The organism is Streptomyces sp. A 4/2 (genome assembly GCF_940670765.1).
Taxonomy (GTDB): Bacteria; Actinomycetota; Actinomycetes; order Streptomycetales; family Streptomycetaceae; genus Streptomyces.
Genome location: NZ_CALNVW010000016.1, coordinates 147,041 through 168,038 on the forward strand (window position 1 = coordinate 147,041; position 20,998 = coordinate 168,038).

20 protein-coding genes and 1 pseudogene are annotated in these 20,998 nt (G+C 70.8%); 11 read left to right on the forward strand and 10 right to left on the reverse strand.

Annotation, left to right across the window (positions count from 1 at the left end):
• Nucleotides 1-14 precede the first annotated feature (14 nt).
• On the reverse strand, nucleotides 15-707 hold the full coding sequence (locus NBY69_RS10275) for an FMN reductase (RefSeq protein WP_250300199.1): 693 nt from the start codon (nucleotides 705-707) through the stop codon (nucleotides 15-17).
• Nucleotides 704-1,846 carry an LLM class flavin-dependent oxidoreductase gene (locus NBY69_RS10280; RefSeq protein ID WP_250300202.1) on the reverse strand — a complete coding sequence of 381 codons (1,143 nt, stop codon included), beginning with the start codon at nucleotides 1,844-1,846 and terminating at the stop codon, nucleotides 704-706. The genes NBY69_RS10275 and NBY69_RS10280 overlap by 4 nt, the downstream gene beginning before the upstream one ends.
• Before the next feature lie 219 nt (nucleotides 1,847-2,065).
• Here NBY69_RS10280 and NBY69_RS10285 point away from each other — a divergent pair, with 219 nt between their 5' ends.
• Nucleotides 2,066-3,268 carry a hypothetical protein gene (locus NBY69_RS10285; protein ID WP_250300204.1) on the forward strand — a complete coding sequence of 401 codons (1,203 nt, stop codon included), beginning with the start codon at nucleotides 2,066-2,068 and terminating at the stop codon, nucleotides 3,266-3,268.
• Nucleotides 3,269-3,421: 153 nt separating this feature from the next.
• On the opposite strand, the gene NBY69_RS10290 is transcribed toward NBY69_RS10285, so the two are convergent.
• Nucleotides 3,422-4,435, reverse strand: a complete 1,014-nt coding sequence (locus NBY69_RS10290; protein ID WP_374211254.1) for a phosphotransferase family protein — start codon at nucleotides 4,433-4,435, stop codon at nucleotides 3,422-3,424.
• Complete coding sequence (locus NBY69_RS10295) at nucleotides 4,432-4,659, reverse strand: hypothetical protein (protein WP_250300207.1); 228 nt, start codon at nucleotides 4,657-4,659, stop codon at nucleotides 4,432-4,434. Before NBY69_RS10295 ends, NBY69_RS10290 begins: the two co-directional genes overlap by 4 nt.
• Before the next feature lie 161 nt (nucleotides 4,660-4,820).
• Here NBY69_RS10295 and NBY69_RS10300 point away from each other — a divergent pair, with 161 nt between their 5' ends.
• The 8 genes from NBY69_RS10300 to NBY69_RS10335 all read left to right on the forward strand — a co-directional run bounded on the left by NBY69_RS10300 (nucleotide 4,821) and on the right by NBY69_RS10335 (nucleotide 12,221).
• Nucleotides 4,821-5,861, forward strand: a complete 1,041-nt coding sequence (locus NBY69_RS10300) for a glutathione S-transferase family protein (protein WP_250300208.1) — start codon at nucleotides 4,821-4,823, stop codon at nucleotides 5,859-5,861.
• A 134-nt stretch (nucleotides 5,862-5,995) separates the two neighbouring features.
• Nucleotides 5,996-6,322 carry a hypothetical protein gene (locus NBY69_RS10305; protein WP_250300211.1) on the forward strand — a complete coding sequence of 109 codons (327 nt, stop codon included), beginning with the start codon at nucleotides 5,996-5,998 and terminating at the stop codon, nucleotides 6,320-6,322.
• 132 nt (nucleotides 6,323-6,454) lie between these two features.
• Complete coding sequence (locus NBY69_RS10310; protein ID WP_250300212.1) at nucleotides 6,455-6,946, forward strand: hypothetical protein; 492 nt, start codon at nucleotides 6,455-6,457, stop codon at nucleotides 6,944-6,946.
• Nucleotides 6,947-7,083: 137 nt separating this feature from the next.
• Complete coding sequence (locus NBY69_RS10315; protein ID WP_250300215.1) at nucleotides 7,084-8,163, forward strand: phosphatidylinositol-specific phospholipase C domain-containing protein; 1,080 nt, start codon at nucleotides 7,084-7,086, stop codon at nucleotides 8,161-8,163.
• 200 nt (nucleotides 8,164-8,363) lie between these two features.
• Nucleotides 8,364-9,599 (forward strand): chitinase, encoded by a 1,236-nt coding sequence (locus tag NBY69_RS10320; RefSeq protein WP_250300217.1) that lies wholly within the window; start codon nucleotides 8,364-8,366, stop codon nucleotides 9,597-9,599.
• Between the two features lie 90 nt (nucleotides 9,600-9,689).
• Entirely contained in the window at nucleotides 9,690-10,310 is a 621-nt protein-coding gene (locus NBY69_RS10325) for a TetR/AcrR family transcriptional regulator (RefSeq protein WP_250300219.1), read from the forward strand.
• A gap of 39 nt (nucleotides 10,311-10,349) precedes the next feature.
• Nucleotides 10,350-11,117 carry an SDR family NAD(P)-dependent oxidoreductase gene (locus NBY69_RS10330; protein ID WP_250300221.1) on the forward strand — a complete coding sequence of 256 codons (768 nt, stop codon included), beginning with the start codon at nucleotides 10,350-10,352 and terminating at the stop codon, nucleotides 11,115-11,117.
• A gap of 63 nt (nucleotides 11,118-11,180) precedes the next feature.
• A complete protein-coding gene (locus NBY69_RS10335) occupies nucleotides 11,181-12,221 on the forward strand; it encodes an NAD(P)-dependent alcohol dehydrogenase (RefSeq protein ID WP_250300223.1) in 1,041 nt (346 codons plus the stop codon).
• A gap of 139 nt (nucleotides 12,222-12,360) precedes the next feature.
• On the opposite strand, the pseudogene NBY69_RS10340 reads toward NBY69_RS10335, so the two are convergent.
• Nucleotides 12,361-12,768: pseudogene (locus tag NBY69_RS10340) on the reverse strand (hypothetical protein); the annotation flags it as partial.
• 376 nt (nucleotides 12,769-13,144) lie between these two features.
• Nucleotides 13,145-13,405 carry a type B 50S ribosomal protein L31 gene (locus tag NBY69_RS10345; protein ID WP_250300224.1) on the reverse strand — a complete coding sequence of 87 codons (261 nt, stop codon included), beginning with the start codon at nucleotides 13,403-13,405 and terminating at the stop codon, nucleotides 13,145-13,147.
• 248 nt (nucleotides 13,406-13,653) lie between these two features.
• On the opposite strand from NBY69_RS10345, the gene NBY69_RS10350 reads away from it, so the two are divergent.
• Nucleotides 13,654-15,108 carry a PP2C family protein-serine/threonine phosphatase gene (locus NBY69_RS10350; RefSeq protein ID WP_250300226.1) on the forward strand — a complete coding sequence of 485 codons (1,455 nt, stop codon included), beginning with the start codon at nucleotides 13,654-13,656 and terminating at the stop codon, nucleotides 15,106-15,108.
• A gap of 57 nt (nucleotides 15,109-15,165) precedes the next feature.
• Here the strand turns inward: NBY69_RS10350 and NBY69_RS10355 are convergent, their stop codons facing one another.
• On the reverse strand, nucleotides 15,166-16,662 hold the full coding sequence (locus NBY69_RS10355) for a hypothetical protein (RefSeq protein ID WP_250300229.1): 1,497 nt from the start codon (nucleotides 16,660-16,662) through the stop codon (nucleotides 15,166-15,168).
• Between the two features lie 231 nt (nucleotides 16,663-16,893).
• Between NBY69_RS10355 and NBY69_RS10360 the strand changes: the two genes are divergently transcribed.
• A complete protein-coding gene (locus NBY69_RS10360; RefSeq protein ID WP_250300231.1) occupies nucleotides 16,894-18,033 on the forward strand; it encodes an aminoglycoside phosphotransferase family protein in 1,140 nt (379 codons plus the stop codon).
• A gap of 126 nt (nucleotides 18,034-18,159) precedes the next feature.
• Here the strand turns inward: NBY69_RS10360 and NBY69_RS10365 are convergent, their stop codons facing one another.
• The 3 genes from NBY69_RS10365 to NBY69_RS10375 form a co-directional block, all read right to left on the reverse strand.
• Nucleotides 18,160-19,491, reverse strand: a complete 1,332-nt coding sequence (locus NBY69_RS10365) for an N-acetylmuramoyl-L-alanine amidase (RefSeq protein WP_250300232.1) — start codon at nucleotides 19,489-19,491, stop codon at nucleotides 18,160-18,162.
• 231 nt (nucleotides 19,492-19,722) lie between these two features.
• On the reverse strand, nucleotides 19,723-20,223 hold the full coding sequence (locus tag NBY69_RS10370) for a hypothetical protein (protein ID WP_250300233.1): 501 nt from the start codon (nucleotides 20,221-20,223) through the stop codon (nucleotides 19,723-19,725).
• A 124-nt stretch (nucleotides 20,224-20,347) separates the two neighbouring features.
• Nucleotides 20,348-20,956, reverse strand: a complete 609-nt coding sequence (locus NBY69_RS10375) for an ABATE domain-containing protein (RefSeq protein ID WP_250300235.1) — start codon at nucleotides 20,954-20,956, stop codon at nucleotides 20,348-20,350.
• Between the last annotated feature and the right edge of the window lie 42 nt (nucleotides 20,957-20,998).

The following is a 20,998-nucleotide window of genomic DNA, read 5'->3' on the forward strand; positions in this document are numbered from 1 at the left end:
CCCCGTCCCGCGGGTTATTCCAGTACGTCCTGCCTGTCACCCGGCCGGCCCAGGACCGTTCCGGATCCGGCGCTCGCGGGCCGGTCGGCGCGCAGGCCTGCCAGCTGCTGCGCGAACGGCAGCATGCTCTCGTACGCGTCCTCGGCGCCGCCGACCGCGGCCCGGCCCGCCATCAGGGCGGCCAGTTCCCGCCCGGCCCGCGCGATGCGCCCCGGCAGGTGTTCGGTCTGCGCGTCACCGTCCGAGCCCCAGTCCTCCGAAGCCGCGTAGACGGCCGTGGGGACGACCACCGCCCGCAGATAGGAGAAGAGCGGGCGCAGCGCGTGTTCCAGTACCAGCGAGTGACGTGCGGTACCGCCGGTCGCCGCCACGAGGACGGGCTTCCCGGTGAGCGCGGTGTTGTCGATCAGGTCGAAGAACGACTTGAACAGCCCGCTGTACGAGGCGGTGAAGACCGGCGTCACCGCGATCAGGCCGTCGGCCTCCGTCACCGCGTCGATGGCGTCGCGCAGGGCCGGGTTCGGGAAGCCGGTCACCAGATGGTTGGCGATGGCGGTCGCCAGATCGCGCACCTCGACGACCCGCACCTCGACCTCCGCGTCGGGGAGCTGCGCCGTGGTGGCCTCGGCCAGCCGGTCGGCCAGCAGCCTGGTCGACGACGGCCGGCTGAGGCCGGCGGACACGGCTACGAGCTTCAGGGGCGTCATGCCGTCACCTCCGTGTTCTTCCCGCCGGACGCTCCCGCGCCCGGCCTGCTCGATTCGGACGCGCTCGCGTCACGTGCGGCGACGAGCGCCGCGTGGGTGGGACCGTCCGGCACCTCGGCCGGGCGGCCCTTGGCGAATTCCTCGCGCAGGACGGGGACGACCTCCTCGCCGAGGATGTCGAGCTGTTCGAGCACGGTCTTCAGCGGCAGGCCGGCGTGGTCCATCAGGAACAGCTGACGCTGGTAGTCGCCGAAGGAGTCACGGAAGGCCAGCGTCTTCTCGATGACCTCCTGCGGGCTGCCCACGGTCAGCGGCGTCTCCTCGGTGAACTCCTCCAGCGAGGGGCCGTGCCCGTACACCGGCGCGTTGTCGAAGTACGGACGGAACTCACGTACGGCGTCCTGCGAGTTCTTCCGCATGAACACCTGCCCGCCGAGCCCCACGGTCGCCTCCTGCGGCGTCCCGTGCCCGTAGAAGGCGAAGCGCTCGCGGTAGAACTTGATCAGCCGCTTGAAGTGGTCCTTGGGCCAGAAGATGTTGTTCGCGAAGAAGCCGTCTCCGTAGTAGGCGGCCTGCTCGGCGATCTCCGGGCTGCGGATCGAGCCGTGCCAGACGAAGGGCGGCACACCGTCGAGCGGCCGGGGTGTGGCGGTGAAACTCTGGAGCGGCGTACGGAACTTGCCCTCCCAGTTCACGACGTCCTTGCGCCACAGCTCGTGCAGCAGCGCGTAGTTCTCCACGGCGAGCGGGATGCCCTGCCGGATGTCCTGCCCGAACCACGGGTACACCGGTCCGGTGTTGCCGCGCCCCATCATCAGGTCGACGCGGCCGTCGGCCAGGTGCTGGAGCATCGCGTAGTCCTCGGCGATCTTCACCGGGTCGTTCGTCGTGATGAGGGTGGTCGAGGTAGAGAGGATGATGTTCTCGGTCCGGGCCGCGATGTGGCCCAGCATGGTCGTGGGGGACGACGGGACGAACGGCGGGTTGTGGTGCTCGCCGGTCGCGAAGACGTCCAGCCCGACCTCCTCCGCCTTGAGCGCGATGGCGACCATCGCCTTGATCCGCTCGTGCTCGGACGGCGTCTTCCCCGTGGTCGGGTCGGTCGTGACGTCTCCGACGGTGAAGATCCCGAACTGCATCGCACTCACCTCTCGAAGCCCTGAAGTCATTAGTTGAATGTTGAACTGAATCGTACAACGGTGGACCCTCCACCTGTATTCCGGCCCCGTATTCCGGCCCCCGCGATCAGCCACTGTTCATCCGGGTGACCCTCCGTACCCTCCGCCCGTCCGGCGCCGTTGGCACGCCGACAGTCCGGGCGGCGCCCGGGAGACAGTCCACGGGAGAGGGAGTCACTGATGCACTGGAGAGGGATGCGACGCGGCGGGAGGCTCGCCCTCGCGGCGCTGGCCGCCACGGTGGCGGCGACGGCCCCGGCGCTGGCGGACGACGGCGTCCCCCGCGAGGCCTGGCACACCTGGAGTCCCGCGGGACCGCAGCGCGACGAGGAGCTGCGCGGGGTGGCGGCCCGGGGCCCGGCGGACGCGTGGGCCGTGGGCTATCGGGAGAACACCGCGGGGGTGGACGTCCCCGTCGCCGAGCGTTTCGACGGGCGGGCCTGGCGGGCGACGTCCGTGACCGGCCACTCCGGTGCCGGTCAGCTGGACGCCGTGCTGCCGCTCTCGGGCCGCGACGTCTGGGCCGTCGGGACCTGGAACGACGCCCCCGCCGCCCAGGACCGCTCGCTCGCCGAACACTTCGACGGCCGGGTCTGGCGCTCGGTCCCGCTGCCGCAGGAGCCCGCCGACAGGTCGGCGTATCCGTCGGCGCTCGCCGCCGTACGGGCCGACGACGTCTGGGCGGTCGGGGTCACCGCGGAGGACCGGGTCGGCACGCCGCGCCCGCTGGCCTACCACTGGGACGGCCACAGCTGGACGTCCGTCCCCACCCCCGGCACCGGCGGCGACGCCATGCTCCAGGGTGCGACCGCCGACGGGGCGGGCGGGGTGTGGGCGGTCGGGGTGGCGTACGACGCCCAGGGGGCCGGACGCCCGCTGACCGAGCACTGGAACGGCCGGTCCTGGCGGATCGTCGACGCCCCGCACACCGCGGGGCAGGGCGAGTCGCTGACCGCGGTCACCGCTGTGGCACCGGACGACGTCTGGGCGGTCGGCGGCGGCGGTCCGGCCGACGGGACCTCGCACCCGCTCTCCCTGCACTGGGACGGACGCAGCTGGACGCCCGTCGCCGTGCCGAAGGCCGACGCGAATCTGCACGCGGTGTCCGCGGACAGCCGCGGTGGGCTGTGGGCCGTCGGTGAACAACAGGGCGTGGACACACCGGCGTTCACCATGCGCTGGAACGGCCGGGCCTGGCGCATCGTGCCCGCCGCCACCGGACCGGGCGGCAAGGGAGCCTCACTCTTCGGCGTGACCACCGTCCCGCACGCCCGGCCGGGCGGCCCCAGCGCCTGGGCGGTCGGCTCCACGCTGCCTCGGCTGCAGCCGACCTGGCACCCGGTGATCGAGGGGTTCGGCGCGGCTCCGGCCCCGACGAGCTGACGGGGTCCGGCACCGCTCCGGCCTCGCCGGGCCGACGGGATGACGGGATGACGGGGGTGACGTCGCGCACCGCGGGCGGAATCCGGCGGCGCGCGACGTGCACCGGGCCGTCCGACCTGCTCACGAGTGCTCATGCCAGGCCGTGCGAGATGCTCACACCGGGCGGTGCGAGGCGGACTCCAGCTCCGTCAGTGCCAGAACGAGCTGTGGTCCCACGTGATCCCGGCTCCACTCCCGCTCCTGCGGCCCGGCCTCCCGCGGCACCACCTCCACGAGCATGATCAGGTAGAGGTAGCAGCGGTAGAGCGCCAGCCGGGTGCGTACCGAGACGCCGAAGTGCACGGGGCCGCCGGACTCCGCGTACCCGGCCAGGAAGTCCTTGTCGTCCTCGATGTTCCCGAAGAGCGCCGGAGAGACGAAATCGGCGACCGGATCGCCCCAGAACATCCGCTCGCCGTCGATGACACCGCTGAGGCTCCGCTCCCCCGCCGCCCCTTCGAGCAGCAGATTGCCCTGCCAGAGATCGAAATGGACCAGGGCGGGCCGGGTGACGTCGTCGAGTACGTCCGACGCGCCCGCGAGGACCCGGCGGATCTCCGGCACCGGACGCGGCAGCCGGGCCCCGTACCGCTCCGCGTCGGCGAGCAGCGCGTCCGTCATCGAGGTGAAGGCCTCGCGCCAGGTGGCCGCCAACGGACCCAGGGGCTCGGCGGGATATCCGTAACCGGGCCCGGTGACCGTGTGGAGACGCCCGGTCAGCCGTCCCAGCCGGCGCCGGAGGCGGCTGCGTTCTCCGTCCGGCATCCCGGCGTCGCACTCGTGCCAGGGGGCGCCGGGGCGCGCGGTCATGATCACGTACCGGCCCGCGGCGGCCTCCGGATCGGGTTCGCTGTGCACGACCTCGGGGACCGCCGGGTCCAGTCCGGCCGCCGCGGTGTAGAAGGCGATCTCACCCTTCAGCAGATCCCGCTCGTAGCTGAGCCCGGCCGACCCGGCGGGCGGTATCTTCACCACCCAGTCACGGCTGTCGTCGAGCGTGACGCGGAAGACGGTGTTGTACGTGCCGCCGGCGAGCGGCTCGCAGCGTACCGTCCGGTCCTCCGCCACCCCGGCCGCCCCGAGAGCGGCGACGACCCTCGTGAGCGCATCCGCACGGTGTCCGGTCAATTCTGTTCCCCCTCGATCCATGACGGCGGTTCCGGCGTACGCCGCCGTCCGTCCTCGCCGTCCCCCGCGCCCGGCCGGAGCCGCAGCCCGTACTCCTCGACCGCAACTGCCCGGCGCACGGCCGCAGTCGGCTCCCGCTCGCGCATCATCGTAGACAGTCCGGTCACGACCGGCCGGGGGATGCCCGCACAGACCATCCAGCAGACGTCCGGCAGCCGGGTCACCGCGGGGCGGCCTCCCCGTCCGGGAGGTCCGGCGCGGTCACCGCAGCGACCGCCGGCGCGTCCTGGCGGCGCCACGCCGTCCGGCGCACATGACGGAAGGCCCCTGCCCGGGGCGCGCCGGACGGCACACTGTGCTTCAGCCAACGGGAAGGAGCACGGTGATGAACCACCCCACCGACAGCGGCGAGGACGGTAACAGCGGATACGGGAAGAAGCCGTTCAAGCGGTCCAGGAGCCACTTCGCGGACCGCATCACGGCGGACGGACGGGACGGCTGGCCGGTCGAGGCGGGCCGCTACCGGCTGGTCGTCAGCCTGGCCTGTCCGTGGGCGAGCCGTGCTCTCGTCTCACGGCGGCTGCTCGGCCTGGAGGACGCGCTCTCCCTCGGCGTCACCGACCCGATCCAGGACGACCGGAGCTGGCGCTTCACCCTGGACCCGGACGACCGGGACCCCGTGCTCGGCATCCGCTTCCTCAGCGAGGCCTACGACGCGCGGGAGGCGGACTACCCGGGCGGGGTGAGTGTGCCCGCGATCGTGGACGTACCCAGCGGGAAGCTGGTCACCAACGACTTCCAGCAGATCACGCTGGACCTCGCCACCGAGTGGACGGCGCTGCACCGGCCCGGCGCGCCCGACCTCTACCCGGAGCGGCTGCGCGGTGAGATCGACGAGGTCGTCGAGGGCATCTACCGCGATGTCAACAACGGGGTGTACCGGGCGGGTTTCGCGGCCGGGCAGAGCGAGTACGAGGACGCCTACCGTGCCGTGTTCCGGCGGCTGGACCTGACCTCCGAGAGGCTGGCCGACCGTCGCTACCTGGTGGGTGACACGCTCACCGAGGCGGACATCCGGCTGTTCACCACGCTGGTGCGGTTCGACGCGGTGTACCACGGCCACTTCAAGTGCAACCGGTCGAAACTGACCGAGGACCCGGTCCTCTGGGCGTATGCGAGGGATCTCTACCAGACGCCCGGCTTCGGCGACACCGTCGACTTCGACCACATCAAGCGGCACTACTACGAGGTGCACAAGGGCATCAACCCGACCGGCATCGTGCCGGTCGGCCCGGACCTGTCGGGCTGGCTGACCCCGCACCACCGGGAGCAGCTGGGTGGCCGCCCGTTCGGGGACGGCACCCCGCCGGGGCCGGTGCCACCGGGCGAGGAGATCGGCGTGGCCGGGCGTCCCCCGCGGCGCTGACCCGCGCGGCCGGTCCGGCCACCGGAAGGGCGAGGAGTGACGGGTCCCGGCACCGGGTGAGGTGCTGCCGGAACCCGTCACTCTTCGCGCGCTCCCAGCGAGCGTCCGGCGGACCGTGCGGTGAGAATCGAGCAGTGACGAATTCCCAGAAACTCGATCATCTCGCTCAGGTGACGACGGGCTGGGTCGCGCGCGACCTGAGCTCTCCGCACGGCCGGCTCAGGGATGCGCTGATCAACTGGCGCCAGGCCTTTCCGCCTTCCTTCACCACCGACTCGGCCGGTGCCAGCACCGCGAGGATGGTGATCGCACCGCCGGGCCCCGCACGTCCCGAGGACGCGATGCTGCTCCATCTGACGCGTGCCGAGGCGGACCGCCTCATCGGCCTGCTGCACCAGGACACCACGCACCAGTTGGACGGGCGCACCGGGGTGTCCGTCCAACTGGGCGTGCGCGGCTGAACATCCGGGCGGTCGGGCACGGTTCCCGAGTGCGGGCGTACGGGATTGCCGGGTTACGGAAGCTTGGGCTGCCGCGTGCGGGCGGGCGTTAACATCCCATGTCAGCCCGCAGCCCGTCCGCAGGAGGAAACGTTGTCCTCGCCCTTCGCCCCCGGTGTCGTCGCCGATACGGCCCGCCTCGTCCGCGACGCGGCCGACGGGCAGCGCGGTGCGTTGTGGCGGCTCACCGACCCGGCGCGCCAGCTGGACTCCAATACGATCCGCCTCGCGCCGGGCACCGGGGTCGCCGGACATGTCGAGCCCGATCTGGACGTACTGCTGTGTGTGCTCGACGGCGACGGACAGCTGGAAACGGCAGAAGGGCAGCAGGAGTTGCGGCCCGGGACACTCGCCTGGCTGCCGCGTGGCGTCCGGCGCGCCCTGACCGCCGGCCCCGGGGGGCTCGTCTACCTCACCGTGCACCGCCGACGCGCCGGTCTCTCCATCGCGTCGCCCGCAGGGGAACGTGCGGGCGGCGAGGCACCGTGTCTGCTCCACCGGGTCTGTCCCGGCTGCGGCCGGCTGACCGGGGAGTCCGAGGCGCGCTTCTGCAGCCGGTGCGGTGACGAACTTCCCACCGGTTAAACCCCTTTCGGGAAATCCCACTTCAGCCGGTTTCCGGTCCTGACAGAAGCATTCCCGTTTATGTTGCTTGACATGTCTCCGTCGATTCATCGCAGGCTGCGAGGGTCCGGCGGAGAGTCATCCCCATAGGAGGACATATGTCAGGTCAACGGTTCAGACGCCTTCCGCTCCGCCTGCGCGCCGCACTGCTCGGCATCACCGCCGCGGGCCTCGCGCTCACCGCGGCGGGCGGTACCGGCAACGCCGCCGCGGCCGGTTCCGATTCGCTGCCGCTCTCCGGCGCCACCGGGTCGGGCCTTCACAACACCTACGATCCCGCCACCTTCCCCTATCTCGCCCAGGCCCTGGACACCGGCACCTCGATGATCGAACTGGACGTCTGGGACGACATCGTCACCAAGGAGTGGAAAGTCAGCCACTCCAACCCGCTGGGCAACAGCAACAACTGCGTGAACGCCACCACGCCCGACCAGCTCTACAGCGGTGGCGCGAACAAGGACCTGGAGAGCTGCCTGGACGATGTGCGGGTCTGGCTGGCGGCCCACCCCGGGCACGCGCCGCTGATGATCAAGCTGGAGATGAAGGCGGGTTTCCAGAACAACCTCGGCCTCGGGCCTGCCCAGTTGGACCAGGCCATCAGCGCCCACCTCGGCTCCGCCGTCTTCCGCCCGGCAGATCTGCTCGCCAAGCCGGACGGCGGGGAGTACGCCACCCTGGACGAAGCGGCCACCGCGGGCAACTGGCCCACGCGCGCACAGCTCGCGGGCAAGGTGATCCTGGAGGTCATTCCCGGCACGGTCGAGGAGAACAACCCCACCGACTCGCTGTGGACGGACCGCGAGTACGCGGGGTACCTGCGCGACCTGCACGCCGCCGGGCGGACCGCCCAGGCGCAGGTCTTCCCCGCGGTCCACAACGCCCAGGCCGGGGACCCCCGGTCGCGGTACACGGACGCCTCGCTCCGTCCCTGGTTCGTCCTCTTCGACGGTGACGCCGCCTCCTACGGCTCCATCGACACCGCCTGGTACGACACGCATCACTACCTGCTGATGATGACCGACGCACAGAACGTCGCACCCGCACTGGACGACAAGAACCCGGCCGAGGCCGACGCGCGGGCCCGCGTGGCGCAGCTCGCCAAGGCCCACGCGAGCATCGTCTCCAACGACTGGACCCTGCTCCCCCAGGTCCAGTCGTCGGCCCTGCCACGCGGCTGACCACCGGTCCGCGCCTCCACGAGGGGCGCGGACCACGGGGCACCCCGTCGCCCGGCCCGTTCCGGTTCGGCCCGTTCCGGTTCGACCCGATCCCCTCCGGTTCGACCTCCAAGGATTGGCAATGGTCTAGTCCAAGTCGTTGACGCGCACCCGACAGCACTCGATTCTGGCGGCCCCTCCCTCACTCAGGAGACCGTCGAATGAAACGCATCCGTGCCCTGCTCTGCGGAGTGGCGACCGCCGCACTGGCCGCCGCCGGCCTGACCGCGCTCACCACCGCCCAGGCTTCCGGCGCCACCACCGGGACCACCGCGCTCAGCAACCGGTGGTACGCCGCCGCGCCCTACCTCATGCCCACGGACAACAACCCGCCGGACGCAGGCGCGATCATGGACGCGACCGGCCTGAAGGCGTTCCAGCTCGCCTTCGTCCTGGCCCCCAACGGCGGCGGCTGCAGCCCCACTTGGGGCGGCACTTCGCCCGTCTCCTCGGACACGGCGGTGGGCTCCGTCATCAGCGCGATCCGGGCCAAGGGCGGTGACGTGTCCGTCTCCATCGGCGGCTACGGCGGCACCAAACTCGGCCAGGCCTGCTCCGACGCGGCCTCGACCGCCGCCGCCTACCAGCAGGTCATCACCAAGTACCAGCTGAAGGCCATCGACTTCGACCTGGAGGAGCCGGAGTACGAGAACACGGCCGCCGTCGCCCACGAGATCGGCGCGGCAAAGATCCTCCAGCAGAACAACCCGGGCCTCTACGTCTCGGTCACCACCGCGGGCACGGCCGACGGCACCGGCTGGTTCGGCAAGCAGATGCTGAACGAGGCCAAGGCGCAGGGGTTCACGCCCAACAACTTCTCGATCATGCCCTTCGACGGCGGCTTCAGCGGAGCCGCCGCCCAGACCAGCGCCCTGACCAACTTCAACGCCATCCTCCAGTCGACCTTCGGCTGGAGCGCCGATACCGCCTACGCCCACGAGGGCTTCTCCGGCATGAACGGCCGCAGCGACACCGGCGAGTACTTCCGGCAGGCGGACTTCCAGACCGTCCTGGACTACGCCACCAGCCACCACATGGACCGCTTCACCTTCTGGTCGCTCAACCGCGACCGGGAGTGCAGCCCGCCGGACAACGGCACCACGTCCGGCACCTGCAGCAGCGTGCCGCAGTCGGCGTGGGAGTTCGCCAAGTACGCGGTGACGTTCGCCGGGGCCACACCCCCCACCACACCGCCGACGACCCCACCGGTCTCGACCTCCCCCACCCCTCCGGGCGGCTCGTGCAGCGCCGCCGCCTGGAGTGGCGCCACCGCCTACACGGGCGGCAACCTGGTCTCGTACAACGGACATACCTGGCAGGCGCAGTGGTGGACCCAGAACGAGGAACCCGGCGCCACCGGCGGTTCGGGCGTCTGGCGGGACCAGGGAGCCTGCTGACACCGCACAGCTGAAAGCATCGAACCATCCGGGAAATGTCCCGCCGGGTCACTTGTCCCAGTGGGACATTCTCAGGTGTACGGTGAAGACATGAACGATGAGGGACCCGGCCAGGACCGGCGCGGCCGCAAGGCCCGCCGGACCCGGGAAGCGCTCGCGGAGGCCGCCTGCACCCTCGTGTGCGACCGTGGACTCAAGGCCGTCACCGTCGAGGACATCGCCGACCGCGCCGACGTCACCCGCCGGACGTTCAGCCGCTACTTCTCCAGCAAGGAGGACGCGGTACTGGACTCCGTACGGGCCGACGGCGACCGGATCAACGACGCCCTGCGGTCCCGGCCGGCCGATGAGCCGCCGCTGGTCGCCTACCGCAACGCGGTCGACGACTGGCTGAGCGACGACGCGCACCCGGCCTGGCACCGGCGGCCCCGGATCTTCGAACTCATGCGGATCGCGGACCGTGAGCCCACGCTCTACGCGGCTTTCCAGCACATCCGCGTCGAGGCCCAGGCGGATTCCATCCGCATCCTCGCCGCCCGTATGGGTGTCGACCACGAGCGCGATCTGCGCCCAGCCGTTCTGGTGGGTGCCGGGGCAGGTGCTCTGGTGGCCGCCCAGGCGGCCTGGGTCCGGAGCTCCCGCGAGGACGCCCTTCCCGGCATCGTTCATGCCGCGTTCGCCGCTCTCGCCGGCGAACTGCCGCAGGGGTGACCCCGCTGCGGCGCACTGTACGAAAGGAACACACGCACCATGAGCAACACCACCCCCACAGCTGAGTTCACCGGCCGGACCGCACTGGTCACGGGCGCCGCGTCCGGCATCGGCCTCGCCGTAGCCCGCCGGCTCGCCGACGGCGGCGCCGCCGTCGTCGTGGCCGACTACAACGAGGAAGGTGCCCGCGAGGCCGCCGCCCAGCTGGAGAAGTCGGGTGCCCGCGCCACCGCGGTCACCGTCGACGTCACCGACCCCGCCTCGGTGGAGCGCGCGGTCCAGCACGCCGTCGACACCTTCGGCGCACTGCACCTGGCCGTGAACAACGCCGGGATCGGCGGCCCCAGCGTGCCCACCGGCGCCTACGAGGTGGCCGACTGGCAGCGCGTCATCGACACCAACCTCAACGGAGTCTTCTACTCGCTGAAGTACGAGCTGCCCGCGATCCTGGCCGCCGGTGGTGGCGCGATCGTCAACATGGCCTCGATCCTCGGCACCAACGGCTTCGCGGGATCGCCCGCCTACGTCGCGGCGAAGCACGGCGTCGTGGGACTCACCAAGACCGCCGCCCTCGAATACGCGGCGCAGAACATCCGTGTGAACGCCGTGGGGCCGGGCTTCATCGACACCCCGCTGCTGCACCACACCGACAACCCGATGCGCGAGCAGCTGATCTCGCTGCACCCCGCGGGCCGGCTGGGAACAGCTGAGGAAGTGGCCGAACTGACGGTGTTCCTGCTGTCGGACCGCGCCTCGTTCATCCACGGCAGCTACCACCTCGTCGACGGCGGCTACGCCGCACGCTGACCGGATTCACCGCAGGGTCCGGGTACGGGGACCGGCGCCTGCCGCACAGTTGAGGAGCACACGATGAAAGCAGTTCAGTACCGCACGGTCGGCGCCGCACCCGAGGTCGTCACCATCCCCGATCCGGAGCCGGGCCCTGGCCAGGTGCTGCTGAAGGTCACCGCCGCGGGCGTCTGTCACTCGGACTTCGCCGTGATGAGCCGGCCCGCGGACAGCTTGCCGTACGACCTTCCCCTCACCCTCGGGCACGAGGGCGCCGGCACGGTCGCCGCGCTCGGCGCCGGGGTCACCGGCCTCACCATCGGCGACCCGGTCGCCGTCTACGGTCCGTGGGGCTGCGGCAACTGCGTCAAGTGCGCCGAGGGCAAGGAGAATTACTGCCTGCGCGCCGATGAGCTGGGCATCCGTCCGCCCGGACTCGGCGCTCCCGGCGCGATGGCCGAGTACATGATCGTGGACAGTGCCCGCCATCTCGTACCGCTCGGTGGCCTCGACCCGGTCAAGGCCGTCCCGCTCACCGATGCCGGTCTGACGCCGTACCACGCGATCAAGCGCTCGCTGCCGAAGCTCACGCCCGGGACCACCGCGGTGGTCATCGGCACCGGCGGGCTCGGGCACGTGGCCATCCAGCTGCTGCGCGCGATGACCGCCGCGCGGGTCATCGCCCTGGACGTCACCGAGGACAAGCTCGCGCTCGCGAAGACGGTCGGCGCCCACGAAGCGGTGCTCTCGGACGACAAGGCCGCGGCGGCGGTCCGCGCGCTGACCGGCGGGCTCGGCGCCCAGGCGGTCTTCGACTTCGTCGGTGTCCCGCCCACCGTGGCGATGGCCGGCGCGATGGCCGGTGTGGAGGCCGATGTCACGCTGGTCGGGATCGGCGGCGGCACGCTGCCCGTCGGATTCGGGGCACTCCCCTTCGAGGTCTCGGTCACCGCGCCCTACTGGGGCTCGCGTTCAGAGCTCACGGAGGTGCTCGACCTCGCACGCGCCGGAGCGGTGGACGTCCACGTGGAGACGTACTCCATCGACGAGGCGCCGCTCGCCTACGAAAGGCTGCACGCCGGAAAGATCAATGGCCGGGCGGTCATCCTGCCGCAGAGCTGAACACCACGGTGGAGCTGCTCAGCATGGCCAGCAGGGCAGCTCCCGAGGGGAGACCCTCCCATTGAGCGGAACGGAAATCACCGTGGCTCCCGCCCTGCGTATGCATCACCAGGGGGCCGCGGTGGTCCGCTTCCGATTCGGCCACCGACGGTGCGAGTGAGGGAACGGCGCGCTGCATCCGCAGCGCGTCGACCGACTCGGCGAGCAGTTCGTACTCCGTCGTGTCGTCGTGGATCGCGAACCGCATGAGGCCGCCGCCGGCCAGCACTTCGGCGGCCTTTCGCTGCGGTCCCGCACCGTCCCGCCAGGCACGGAACGCCCCTGGCACGTCGGGCGCGTCCGCCGGCAGCTCGAACAGGGCCCGCGCCGGGAGACCGGCGCTGTCCGGACGGGGATCCAGCCGCTCCGAGATCCAGGTGGCGCGGTCCCGCAGCCACCACAGGGCCAGCGGCAGGGTGGGTGCCCGGTACGTTCCCAGTGGCACACCGACACGCCGACCACCGCAGACACCGTACGCGGTGACGTGGCACAGGAATTCGTCGTGCACAGCCACTCCCCCAGGGCAGTTTGCGGCTAGGCAGTGAACGCGGTTCATTGGCTGATCAGGAATGAATCGCACAGAATTCAACCTTCTCAGTCAACGAGTATCTTCTCTCCCAGCCCATTGTCACCATGTGGTTCTGGCCATATCCCCGGCATATCCAGCGCCCGGCATGGCCGAAAAACAGTGACCCCTCGGATGCCGTCCGGCGCACGGACAGAAGTGCCCCGACTGGTCGGGGGAGGCCAGCCGGGGCGGTTTCGGGGCGGATACGGACGGCGTCGCCGTCGTACCCACATAGGGATAAACGGTGAACAGTGCCGGAACGTTCCGGCTTCCGGCACATTTCCGGATGTGAGCTGCGGCACTCTGCCGGACGAGGTCACCGGAGCGGCCGGACGGCCCCGCCGTAGCGGCGCTCGAAGCGCTCCACCCGGCCCGCGGTGTCCAGCACCCTGGCCCTGCCGGTGTAGAAGGGATGACTCTCCGACGAGATCTCCACGTCGACGACGGGGTACGTGTTCCCGTCCTCCCATTCCGTGAACTTCGCGGAATCGACCGTGGAACGCGTCAGGAATGCGGAGTCCGCGGCACGGTCACGGAAGACGACCGGACGGGAGACGGGGTGAATACGAGACTTCATGCGAGATCCTTCCTTGGTGCGAGCCAGTCCTGAGCACTAATGATTGTCGTTTCCATTAGTGGATCCACCCGTACAACACAGCGGACCACGCCCGAATTCCCCGCCCCTCCGGTCGGCCTGGGGCATATGCCAGAAGCACCACCACATCGAGTGTCGCCAATTCCCTTACAGGCTGTCGCGGGCTGTGCAACAGTCGTAACGGTCCATCCCGCAGCCCTGGCCGCGCCGCGCCCGTATCGGAGTACGTCATGCCGTCCCATGTGTTCGCGGACCGTCCCGCCCCGCAGCCACCCGAGCGGGGCGCGGTCGACGCGCTCATCACCCGGACCCGCCGACTGCGCGGTGACATGGACGCCGTGCGGCGCGACGCCGTGGCGGACGACGACAACGTCCAGGGCCGCTGGCAGCGGGCCCTGTGCGACCTGGCCGTCCACCATCTCGACGATCTGGGCACGCATCTGGGCCAGCTCAAGGAAGGCCTCCCGGCGGACGGGATGGACGGACTGGCCGACGAGATCTCCGGGAGTGGCGCCTTCGCCCACCCGGTGACCGACCAGCCGCCCGGTTCGCTGCTCAGCCGCGTCGGCAGCGCCGACTGGGACCTCCTCACCGACGAGGTCAGCTGGACCGACGAGCTGTACCAGATCTTCGGGCGCCCGCCGGAGAGCGGACCGCTCTCACTGGACGAGCTCCCCTCCGTACTGACGGCCGAGGACCAGCCGCGGCTCATGGCGATGGTCACCGACTGCCTCGTCGACGGAAAGCCGATCGACGGGGAGTTCCGGATCGTGCGGCCCGACGGGACGCCCCGCACCCTGCACATGATGGGCGAGCCGGTGCTCGACGGCGACGGCTGCACCGCTTCCATGTGGGCGGTCCTGCGGGACGTGAGCGACCTCCGGCGCAGCCAGCTCGCGGTACGTGAGACGGAGGACTCCCTCCAGCGCCGGCAGCACATCGCCCGGACGGAACGCCAGGTCGCCGTCGAGCTCCAGGAAGCCGTACTGCCGCCCTGGCGCGGCTCGGTCCAGCTCCCGCAGGACGGACCCGCGACGCTCGACCTGGCGGCGCACTACCTGCCGTCCGCCGCCCACACCCTGATCGGCGGCGACTGGTACGACGCGATGGAACTCCCCGACGGGCGCTCGCTGCTCACCGTGGGCGACCTCACCGGCCACGGGGTGAGTGCCACCTCCGGGATGGCGATGATGCTCGGTGCGCTGCGCGGTCTGGCCGTGGCCGGCATCGACCCCGGCCCCCTCATGGGCCACCTCAACCAGCTGCTGGAAACGTCCGCGCAGCCCGCACTGGGCAGCGCCCTCTGCTGCCGGTACGACCCGGCCGCACGGACCCTGGTCTGGTCGCAGTCGGGACACCCCGCTCCCCTGCTGTTCCGCGGGGGAGCGGGGTGCGCGCTGACACCTCCGAGCGGCGTGCTGCTCGGAGCCATGCCGGGGACCACGTACGGACAGGCCGTCGAGCAGCTCCACGCCGGGGACGTGCTGGTCCTGCACACCACCGGACTGACGCCGCACGGCGCCCCGGACGAGCCGGTCCCGGACGGGCTGCTCGCACTCGCGCCCCGGTTCGCCGACGCCGGTACCGCACAGGAGTGCATGCGGCTGGTCATCGAGGAGTGCGGCCACACCGACCGTCGTCAGGACGACGCGTGTGTGCTGGTCGCCCGGGTCGGCGACCACTGACCGGTCAGCCTCTTCGGCCGGTCACCCGTGCTGTTCCTGGTCGCTCTGCTCCATGGGCTACGCTTCCGCGCTCCTGGGGCGCTTCGCCTGCCTGGGCAGCGCGAGTTCGATCTCCTCCCGAAGGTCCTGGATGGTCCGGTGGTTCGCGTACTGCCCGGTCAGCCGGTACATCTCGCGCAGCCGGTCCCAGGTGCGGTGCGAGGAGGTCTCCCCCATCGACACCAGGGCGAGCCGGGCGTACCGGTCGGCCTGTTCCGGGTCGTCGGAGATGAAGCACGCCGAGGCCAGGGAGATGTAGTCGAAGATCTTCGAACGCTGGCGCCCGTTGATCCGCAGCTCCAGCGCCCGCTTGGCGTGGCGCTGCGCGGTCGTGGCGGCGGAGGGTTCGTGCTCGGCGAGCGTACGGAAGGCCAGGGCCTGCATGCCGTGCAGATCCGCCTCGTCGAACATCTGCATCCAGCTCGGCGCCTCGTCGCCCGGATCCGACACGAACAGTTCCTCGGCCTCGCCGAGGGTGCGGCGCATGGCCTGGCCGCGGCCCATCGAAGCCTGCGCCCAGGCCTCGATGGTGTGCAGCATGGCGCGGGTGCGCGGCAGGGTCTGCTCGCCGGAACCGTCGTGCGCGAGCTTCATCAGGTCCAGTGCGTCGTCCGGCCGGCCGAGGTGGACCATCTGACGGGCGGCCCGGGAGAGGGCCTCGCCCGCGCGCGGCCGGTCGCCGCCCTCGCGGGCCGCGTGCGCGGCGATGACGAAGTACTTCTGGGCCGTGGGTTCGAGACCGACGTCGTGGGACATCCAGCCCGCGAGGACGGCGAGGTTGGCGGCGACACCCCACAGGCGCCGCTGGAGGTTGTCGGGGTGGCGGTAGGAGAGCATGCCTCCCACCTCGTTGAGCTGTCCCACGACCGCCTTGCGCTGGAGTCCCCCGCCGCGTGAGGCGTCCCAGGCCCGGAAGATCTCGACGGAGTGTTCCAGCGCCTCGATCTCCTGCGACCCGATGGGGGCGGCCTCGTAACGGTCGAACCCGGCAGGCTCGGCGTGCAGGGGATTGCCGACACGTGGGGCGTCGGAGGAGAGAGCCGGATCGGTGTGGAGCCAGTCGTGCATGGCGCTGCTGAGTGCGGATCCTGCGGTCAGCGCAGCGCCTGCGCCCACCAAGCCGCGTCGGTTGAGCATGAGGTCCATTCCCGTGAATTCGGTGAGGACCGCTGCCGTCCGTTCTGGCGCCCAAGGGAGGCCGTCCGGATTCGCTGTCTGTTCCGCGCTCCCGACGGCCTGCCGTTTCCCCGCGCGCCCAGGCCGTACGAACCCGAGGTCCTCGATGGTCACGACACGACCGAGCCGCTCGGTGAACAGGGCTGCCAGCACCTTCGGTACAGGATCACGCGGGCTCTCACCCATGTCGATCCAGCGCCTCACCCGCGAGGTGTCGGTCGCCAGCTGCTGGTGGCCCATCACGGCCGCCTGCCGGTTCACGAGTCTCGCGAGTTCGCCCTTGGACCAGCCGGCCAGGCCGAACAGGTCTGCCAGGCGGGTGTTGGGTTCTCCGGTCACGTCAAGCCCCCAGGTTCTCGGCTGTTCCGACAGTAACCGCCTGTCAGATGCGTTGCGACTATTCGCCAGGGTTCGCCAGGGTCCGCCACATGGTGTGCCACCCACGCGCCGGTGTCAGGTAGGAACGCGCCACCCCGACCCGGCGGCCGACCGTACTCCCCAGGGTATGTACCGGCCGCCGGGGCGGGCAGCACACGTAACTCGTCGGCACACGAAGGGATCTGTATCCCCATGTACACAGCATCGTCCTCCGTGTCCGCCCCACCTCGGCCGCACCGCACCCTCCCGGCCGGTGGCGGACCGTACCTCGACCCTTCCCAGGCCGCAGCGGCGCTCGGCACCGGCAGGGTCCGGCGGGCAGCGGGACCGGGTACCCAACCGCTCAGCGGGAGACTCGACTTGTCCGGTCCCCAGGGCGCGCAGCTGCGTATGGCGATCGCGTCGGTGCAACGCATCTGTCCGGAGTTCAACCCGGTGCAGATACTGCGCCGAAGCGGGCGTTCGGTACTGCTCGTCGGAACAACCGGGCGTGCTACCGCAGTTGCCAAGTGTCTACTGGACCACTCCCCCGCCTGGTCGGAAAGCTTCCGCCACGAAATAGCTACGTATCGCACTTTCGTCCGGCACCGTCCGCCGGTCCGGGTGCCGAGGCTCATCGCCGCCGACCCCGAGAACTGCACGCTGGTGATCGAGCGAATGGCCGGACGGGCGGCGGGGCTTCAGCGCCACCCGGTGGAGGCTCCGCCCCGCGCGGACATCCGGGCGGTGCTGACCGCGATCACCCGGGTCAACGCCTGGCGACCGCCGAGCGGGCTGTTCGGTCAGCCGCTCGACTACGCCTCACGGATCTCCCGATACCACGAGCTCGGTCTCTTCACGGACCGGGACCTGGGGGATCTGCAGAAGCTGCTGCACGGTCTCGCGCACTCGGGCGGGCGGCAGGGGACCGGGGAGTTCTGCCACGGTGACGCGCTGCTCTCCAACATCCTGCTGTCGCCGACGGGTCCCGTCCTGGTCGACTGGGAGCACGCGGGCTGGTACCTGCCCGGGTACGACCTGGCGACGCTGTGGTCCGTGCTCGGCGAGGCCCCGGTGGCGCGGCGGCAGATCAGTCAGCTGGCGCAGTCCCGGGGACCGGCGTCCAGGGACGCGTTCCTGGTGAATCTGATGCTGGTGCTGACCCGCGAGATCCGGACGTACGAAACGGCCGTCCAGCGCACCATGCGCGAGGCCGCCCCGACCGGCGCGGGCCACCACAGCCAGTCAGGGCTCCTGTCCCACGGCGAGGAGCAGCGTCTGCTCCTGCGCCGTCTGCACGACGACTGCGCCCTGGCCCGGCGGGCCGTGCGCGCGGCTGTCGGCACCCGCTGAGCCGCGGGGGGCGCGGCCGGATCCAGCCGGATCGCGAGGGGGACGCGTGGTGCGCGCCCGGTGCCGACACACCGGGCGCGCACCACGCTGTTCCGCGCCCTCCGCCCGCAGGAGCAAAACCCCAGTTCAGTGCGTACGCACGATGTCGACGTCGGACGCATTGACGAAGGCCACCCGGTGACCGATCTGCACGGTCACGTACTTCGTCCCGCCGGGGAAGTACGTGTGGTCGTAGGGGTAGGACGAGTCGATGGTCGGGGCGTAGTAGTAGCCCGTCGGGGCCTCGCCACCGCCCGGGTACGCCTGGCCCTGCTTGATCGTGTACTGCAGGGGGGTGCCCAGGTGCGCCGCGGTGAAGTCCGCCGGGTACTCGCTCTTCTCCGGGTAGGCCACGCCGTACACCGGCACATCGGTCCTTCCCGCCTTCGGCCGGACCACGTAGCCGCCGGTCGGTGTGGTGGTCCTGGTGTGCTCCGGGCTCCGGAACCAGGCCTTCTGTCCGTACCACCAGATCGCGGTCCAGCCCGGCTTGCGCTCGGCCACGACGGCCTGCTGCGACGCGCTGATCTTGCTTCCCCAGTCGGCGATGCAGTTGGTGCCGGCCGAGCCGTCGGTGTGCAGCCCGGGGTCGGAGAAGAGCGGGGCCTTGGTGGAGGGCTCGGTGTACAGGGGCACGGCGCTGGAGGGCTGGGCCGGGAGGTCGATGTTCTTCTCGCAGTCGCGGAAGGACTGGATGTTCTGCTTGAACACCGGGCTGACGGTGACCAGTTGGCTCGTGGATCCGGCGGTCGGGACGGTGGGTCTGCCCACGAGGGACATGAAGTAGTCCCAGTCCCAGAACGTCCCGGGGTCCCAGTGCATGGCCGCGGCGCCCGCGGCGCTGGTGGGCGGAACGTTGTCGTGACCGATGATGTGCTGGCGGTCCAGCGGGATGTCGTACTTGGCCGCGAGGTACCGCACGAGCTGCGCCGTCGACCGGTACATCGCCGGGGTGAACCACTTGGCGCCCTCGGTGGCGATGCCCTCCTGCTCGATGCCGATGGACTGCTGGTTGATGTACCAGTTACCGGCCTGCCAGGCGACGTCCTTGTCCTTGACCATCTGCGCCACATGACCGTCGGCGGAGCGGACCACGTAGTGGGCCGACGTCTGGTTGTGCGGGTCCTGGAAGATCTGCAGCGTCCTGTCGAAGGTTTCCTCGGTGTCGTGCAGGACGATGTACTTGATCTTCCCGGTGTGCGGACGGTCGGCGGTGTCGTAGCTGCCGTACGTCTCCTTGTCCGCGGGATCGCCCGTCTGCTGGTAGGCGGCGGGGACCCACTCGCAGTCGAGGGTACGGGGACACTCCGGCCGGGTGTCCTGCGTGCGGGCCTCTGCGGCAGGGCTGAGGAGGGCGAGGCTGAAGGCGCTCGCGGCGGTCAGCGCGAGCGCGAGTCTGATCCTCTGCTGGGACGTCATGACAGCCCTTCTTGCCGGGAGTTGCGCCGTGGTGATCTCTCGAACGGTATGGGCGCACTCTCGGACCTGAGGTGAAGGCGCGTCAAGAGCGCCGCACAAGAAGGCTGTTGAAACAGTTGTCCAGACCACTGGCATGGCCATTGACCTGCGAAGAAAGAGGAACAACCAGGCTCTGACGGAGGCGGGTCCGGCCGGTTCCGGCGGACTTCCGGGTACCGGGAGCGGGGCCGGTCAGCCCTGCTGGAACATCTCGGCGGGCAGCGGCTTCAGCAGCGCGTACAGGTCGTCGGTGATCGGCCGGTCCCAACTGGCGATCGTGACAAGGACGTTGTCGCTGCGGTCGAACTGGACGCAGGAGATGCGGCTTTCGGAGAGCTTCAGGCGTCGCACGATGAGGAGGTTGTCACCCTGCATCACCGGGGTGTCCTCGGTGTCGAGCACCTCGATGGGCTCGTCGTTCTCCAGCGCCGCCAGCAGCTGCGCCACCTCGAAGGGCACCTGCCCGTCGGTGAGCTCCCGGGCCGGGGAGCCCTCCGGCAGATTGCCGATGATCATCGCGGGTCCACGGCCGCCGAAGAGGTCGTACCGCAGGAAGACGCCCTGGCAGCTGCCGTCGGGAGCGGGAAGCAGTCCGGCGCCGAGATTGCCGGGCCAGTCACCCGGGTCCATGGCCAGGACATCGAAATCCGGGCCCGCGGGAGTGGCGGCGCTGCGGCGGCGGAGGAAGGACATGCAGCCATGGTACGTGCCCCGGGCGGTCCGCCGAAGCCGGGGCACCCGGGGCCGCACCCGGTGGATTCACTGCCCGCGCCGCCCCCGGTACTCCCTGTCGACGACGGTGCCCCTCGGGTGGCCGCTACCGGTTCGCCGACTTCTGCCGTTCGTGGTGACGGGCCACCCTGGCGCGGTTCCCGCAGGACGGTTTGCACCACTCCTGACGCGGGTGCTCCTTGAGGAAGTAACGCACGCAGCGCGGGGCGTGGCAGGCGCGCAGCCGCTCGGCGTCCGGTCCGGCCAGAAAGGCCACGGCGGCGCGGGCGAGCGCGGCGGTCAGCGCCTGGCGCTCCTCGCTGACGGCACAGGACGGCCGCAGTACGGCGACCGGTTCCCCGTCCTGCGGCCAGCGCAGGACGGGCACGGTGGGGACGGCCGCCGCCGCGGCGTTGATCCTGGCGAGCGCCTCCTCCGGGGGCAGCAGACGCCGGGCGTCGGCGGGGCTCGGCGCTGCCGGAGCGACCGCGCGGGCGAACAGCGCCCGGACGGCCGCGCGCAGCTCCCGGACCGCCGTGAGCGTCTCGGCGTCCGCGACGACGGCACCGGCGCCGGGCACCTCGGCCAGGGCTTCGGCATGATCACGCACCCAGCGGCTCAGCCCCTCGGGGTGCTCCAGGTCATCGGCCACTCCCCCGTGTCCGTCGTGCCGGACGGTGAGGGCGAGATCGAGTACGAGAGTGCCGTCGGCCATGACCGTAATGCTAGCTCTGCCGATGACCATTAGGAACGGGCC

Excerpts from the sequence above, each read along its gene's own strand:
- NBY69_RS10315 (WP_250300215.1), top strand. The coding sequence starts at position 7,084 with ATGTCAGGTCAACGGTTCAGACGCCTTCCGCTCCGCCTGCGCGCCGCA.
- NBY69_RS10320 (WP_250300217.1), top strand. The coding sequence starts at position 8,364 with ATGAAACGCATCCGTGCCCTGCTCTGCGGAGTGGCGACCGCCGCACTG.
- NBY69_RS10330 (WP_250300221.1), top strand. The coding sequence starts at position 10,350 with ATGAGCAACACCACCCCCACAGCTGAGTTCACCGGCCGGACCGCACTG.
- NBY69_RS10325 (WP_250300219.1), top strand. The coding sequence starts at position 9,690 with ATGAACGATGAGGGACCCGGCCAGGACCGGCGCGGCCGCAAGGCCCGC.
- NBY69_RS10365 (WP_250300232.1), bottom strand. The coding sequence starts at position 19,491 with ATGACGTCCCAGCAGAGGATCAGACTCGCGCTCGCGCTGACCGCCGCG.
- NBY69_RS10335 (WP_250300223.1), top strand. The coding sequence starts at position 11,181 with ATGAAAGCAGTTCAGTACCGCACGGTCGGCGCCGCACCCGAGGTCGTC.
- NBY69_RS10345 (WP_250300224.1), bottom strand. The coding sequence starts at position 13,405 with ATGAAGTCTCGTATTCACCCCGTCTCCCGTCCGGTCGTCTTCCGTGAC.
- NBY69_RS10300 (WP_250300208.1), top strand. The coding sequence starts at position 4,821 with ATGAACCACCCCACCGACAGCGGCGAGGACGGTAACAGCGGATACGGG.
- NBY69_RS10280 (WP_250300202.1), bottom strand. The coding sequence starts at position 1,846 with ATGCAGTTCGGGATCTTCACCGTCGGAGACGTCACGACCGACCCGACC.
- NBY69_RS10375 (WP_250300235.1), bottom strand. The coding sequence starts at position 20,956 with ATGGCCGACGGCACTCTCGTACTCGATCTCGCCCTCACCGTCCGGCAC.
- NBY69_RS10285 (WP_250300204.1), top strand. The coding sequence starts at position 2,066 with ATGCACTGGAGAGGGATGCGACGCGGCGGGAGGCTCGCCCTCGCGGCG.
- NBY69_RS10275 (WP_250300199.1), bottom strand. The coding sequence starts at position 707 with ATGACGCCCCTGAAGCTCGTAGCCGTGTCCGCCGGCCTCAGCCGGCCG.
- NBY69_RS10370 (WP_250300233.1), bottom strand. The coding sequence starts at position 20,223 with ATGTCCTTCCTCCGCCGCCGCAGCGCCGCCACTCCCGCGGGCCCGGAT.
- NBY69_RS10350 (WP_250300226.1), top strand. The coding sequence starts at position 13,654 with ATGCCGTCCCATGTGTTCGCGGACCGTCCCGCCCCGCAGCCACCCGAG.
- NBY69_RS10360 (WP_250300231.1), top strand. The coding sequence starts at position 16,894 with ATGTACACAGCATCGTCCTCCGTGTCCGCCCCACCTCGGCCGCACCGC.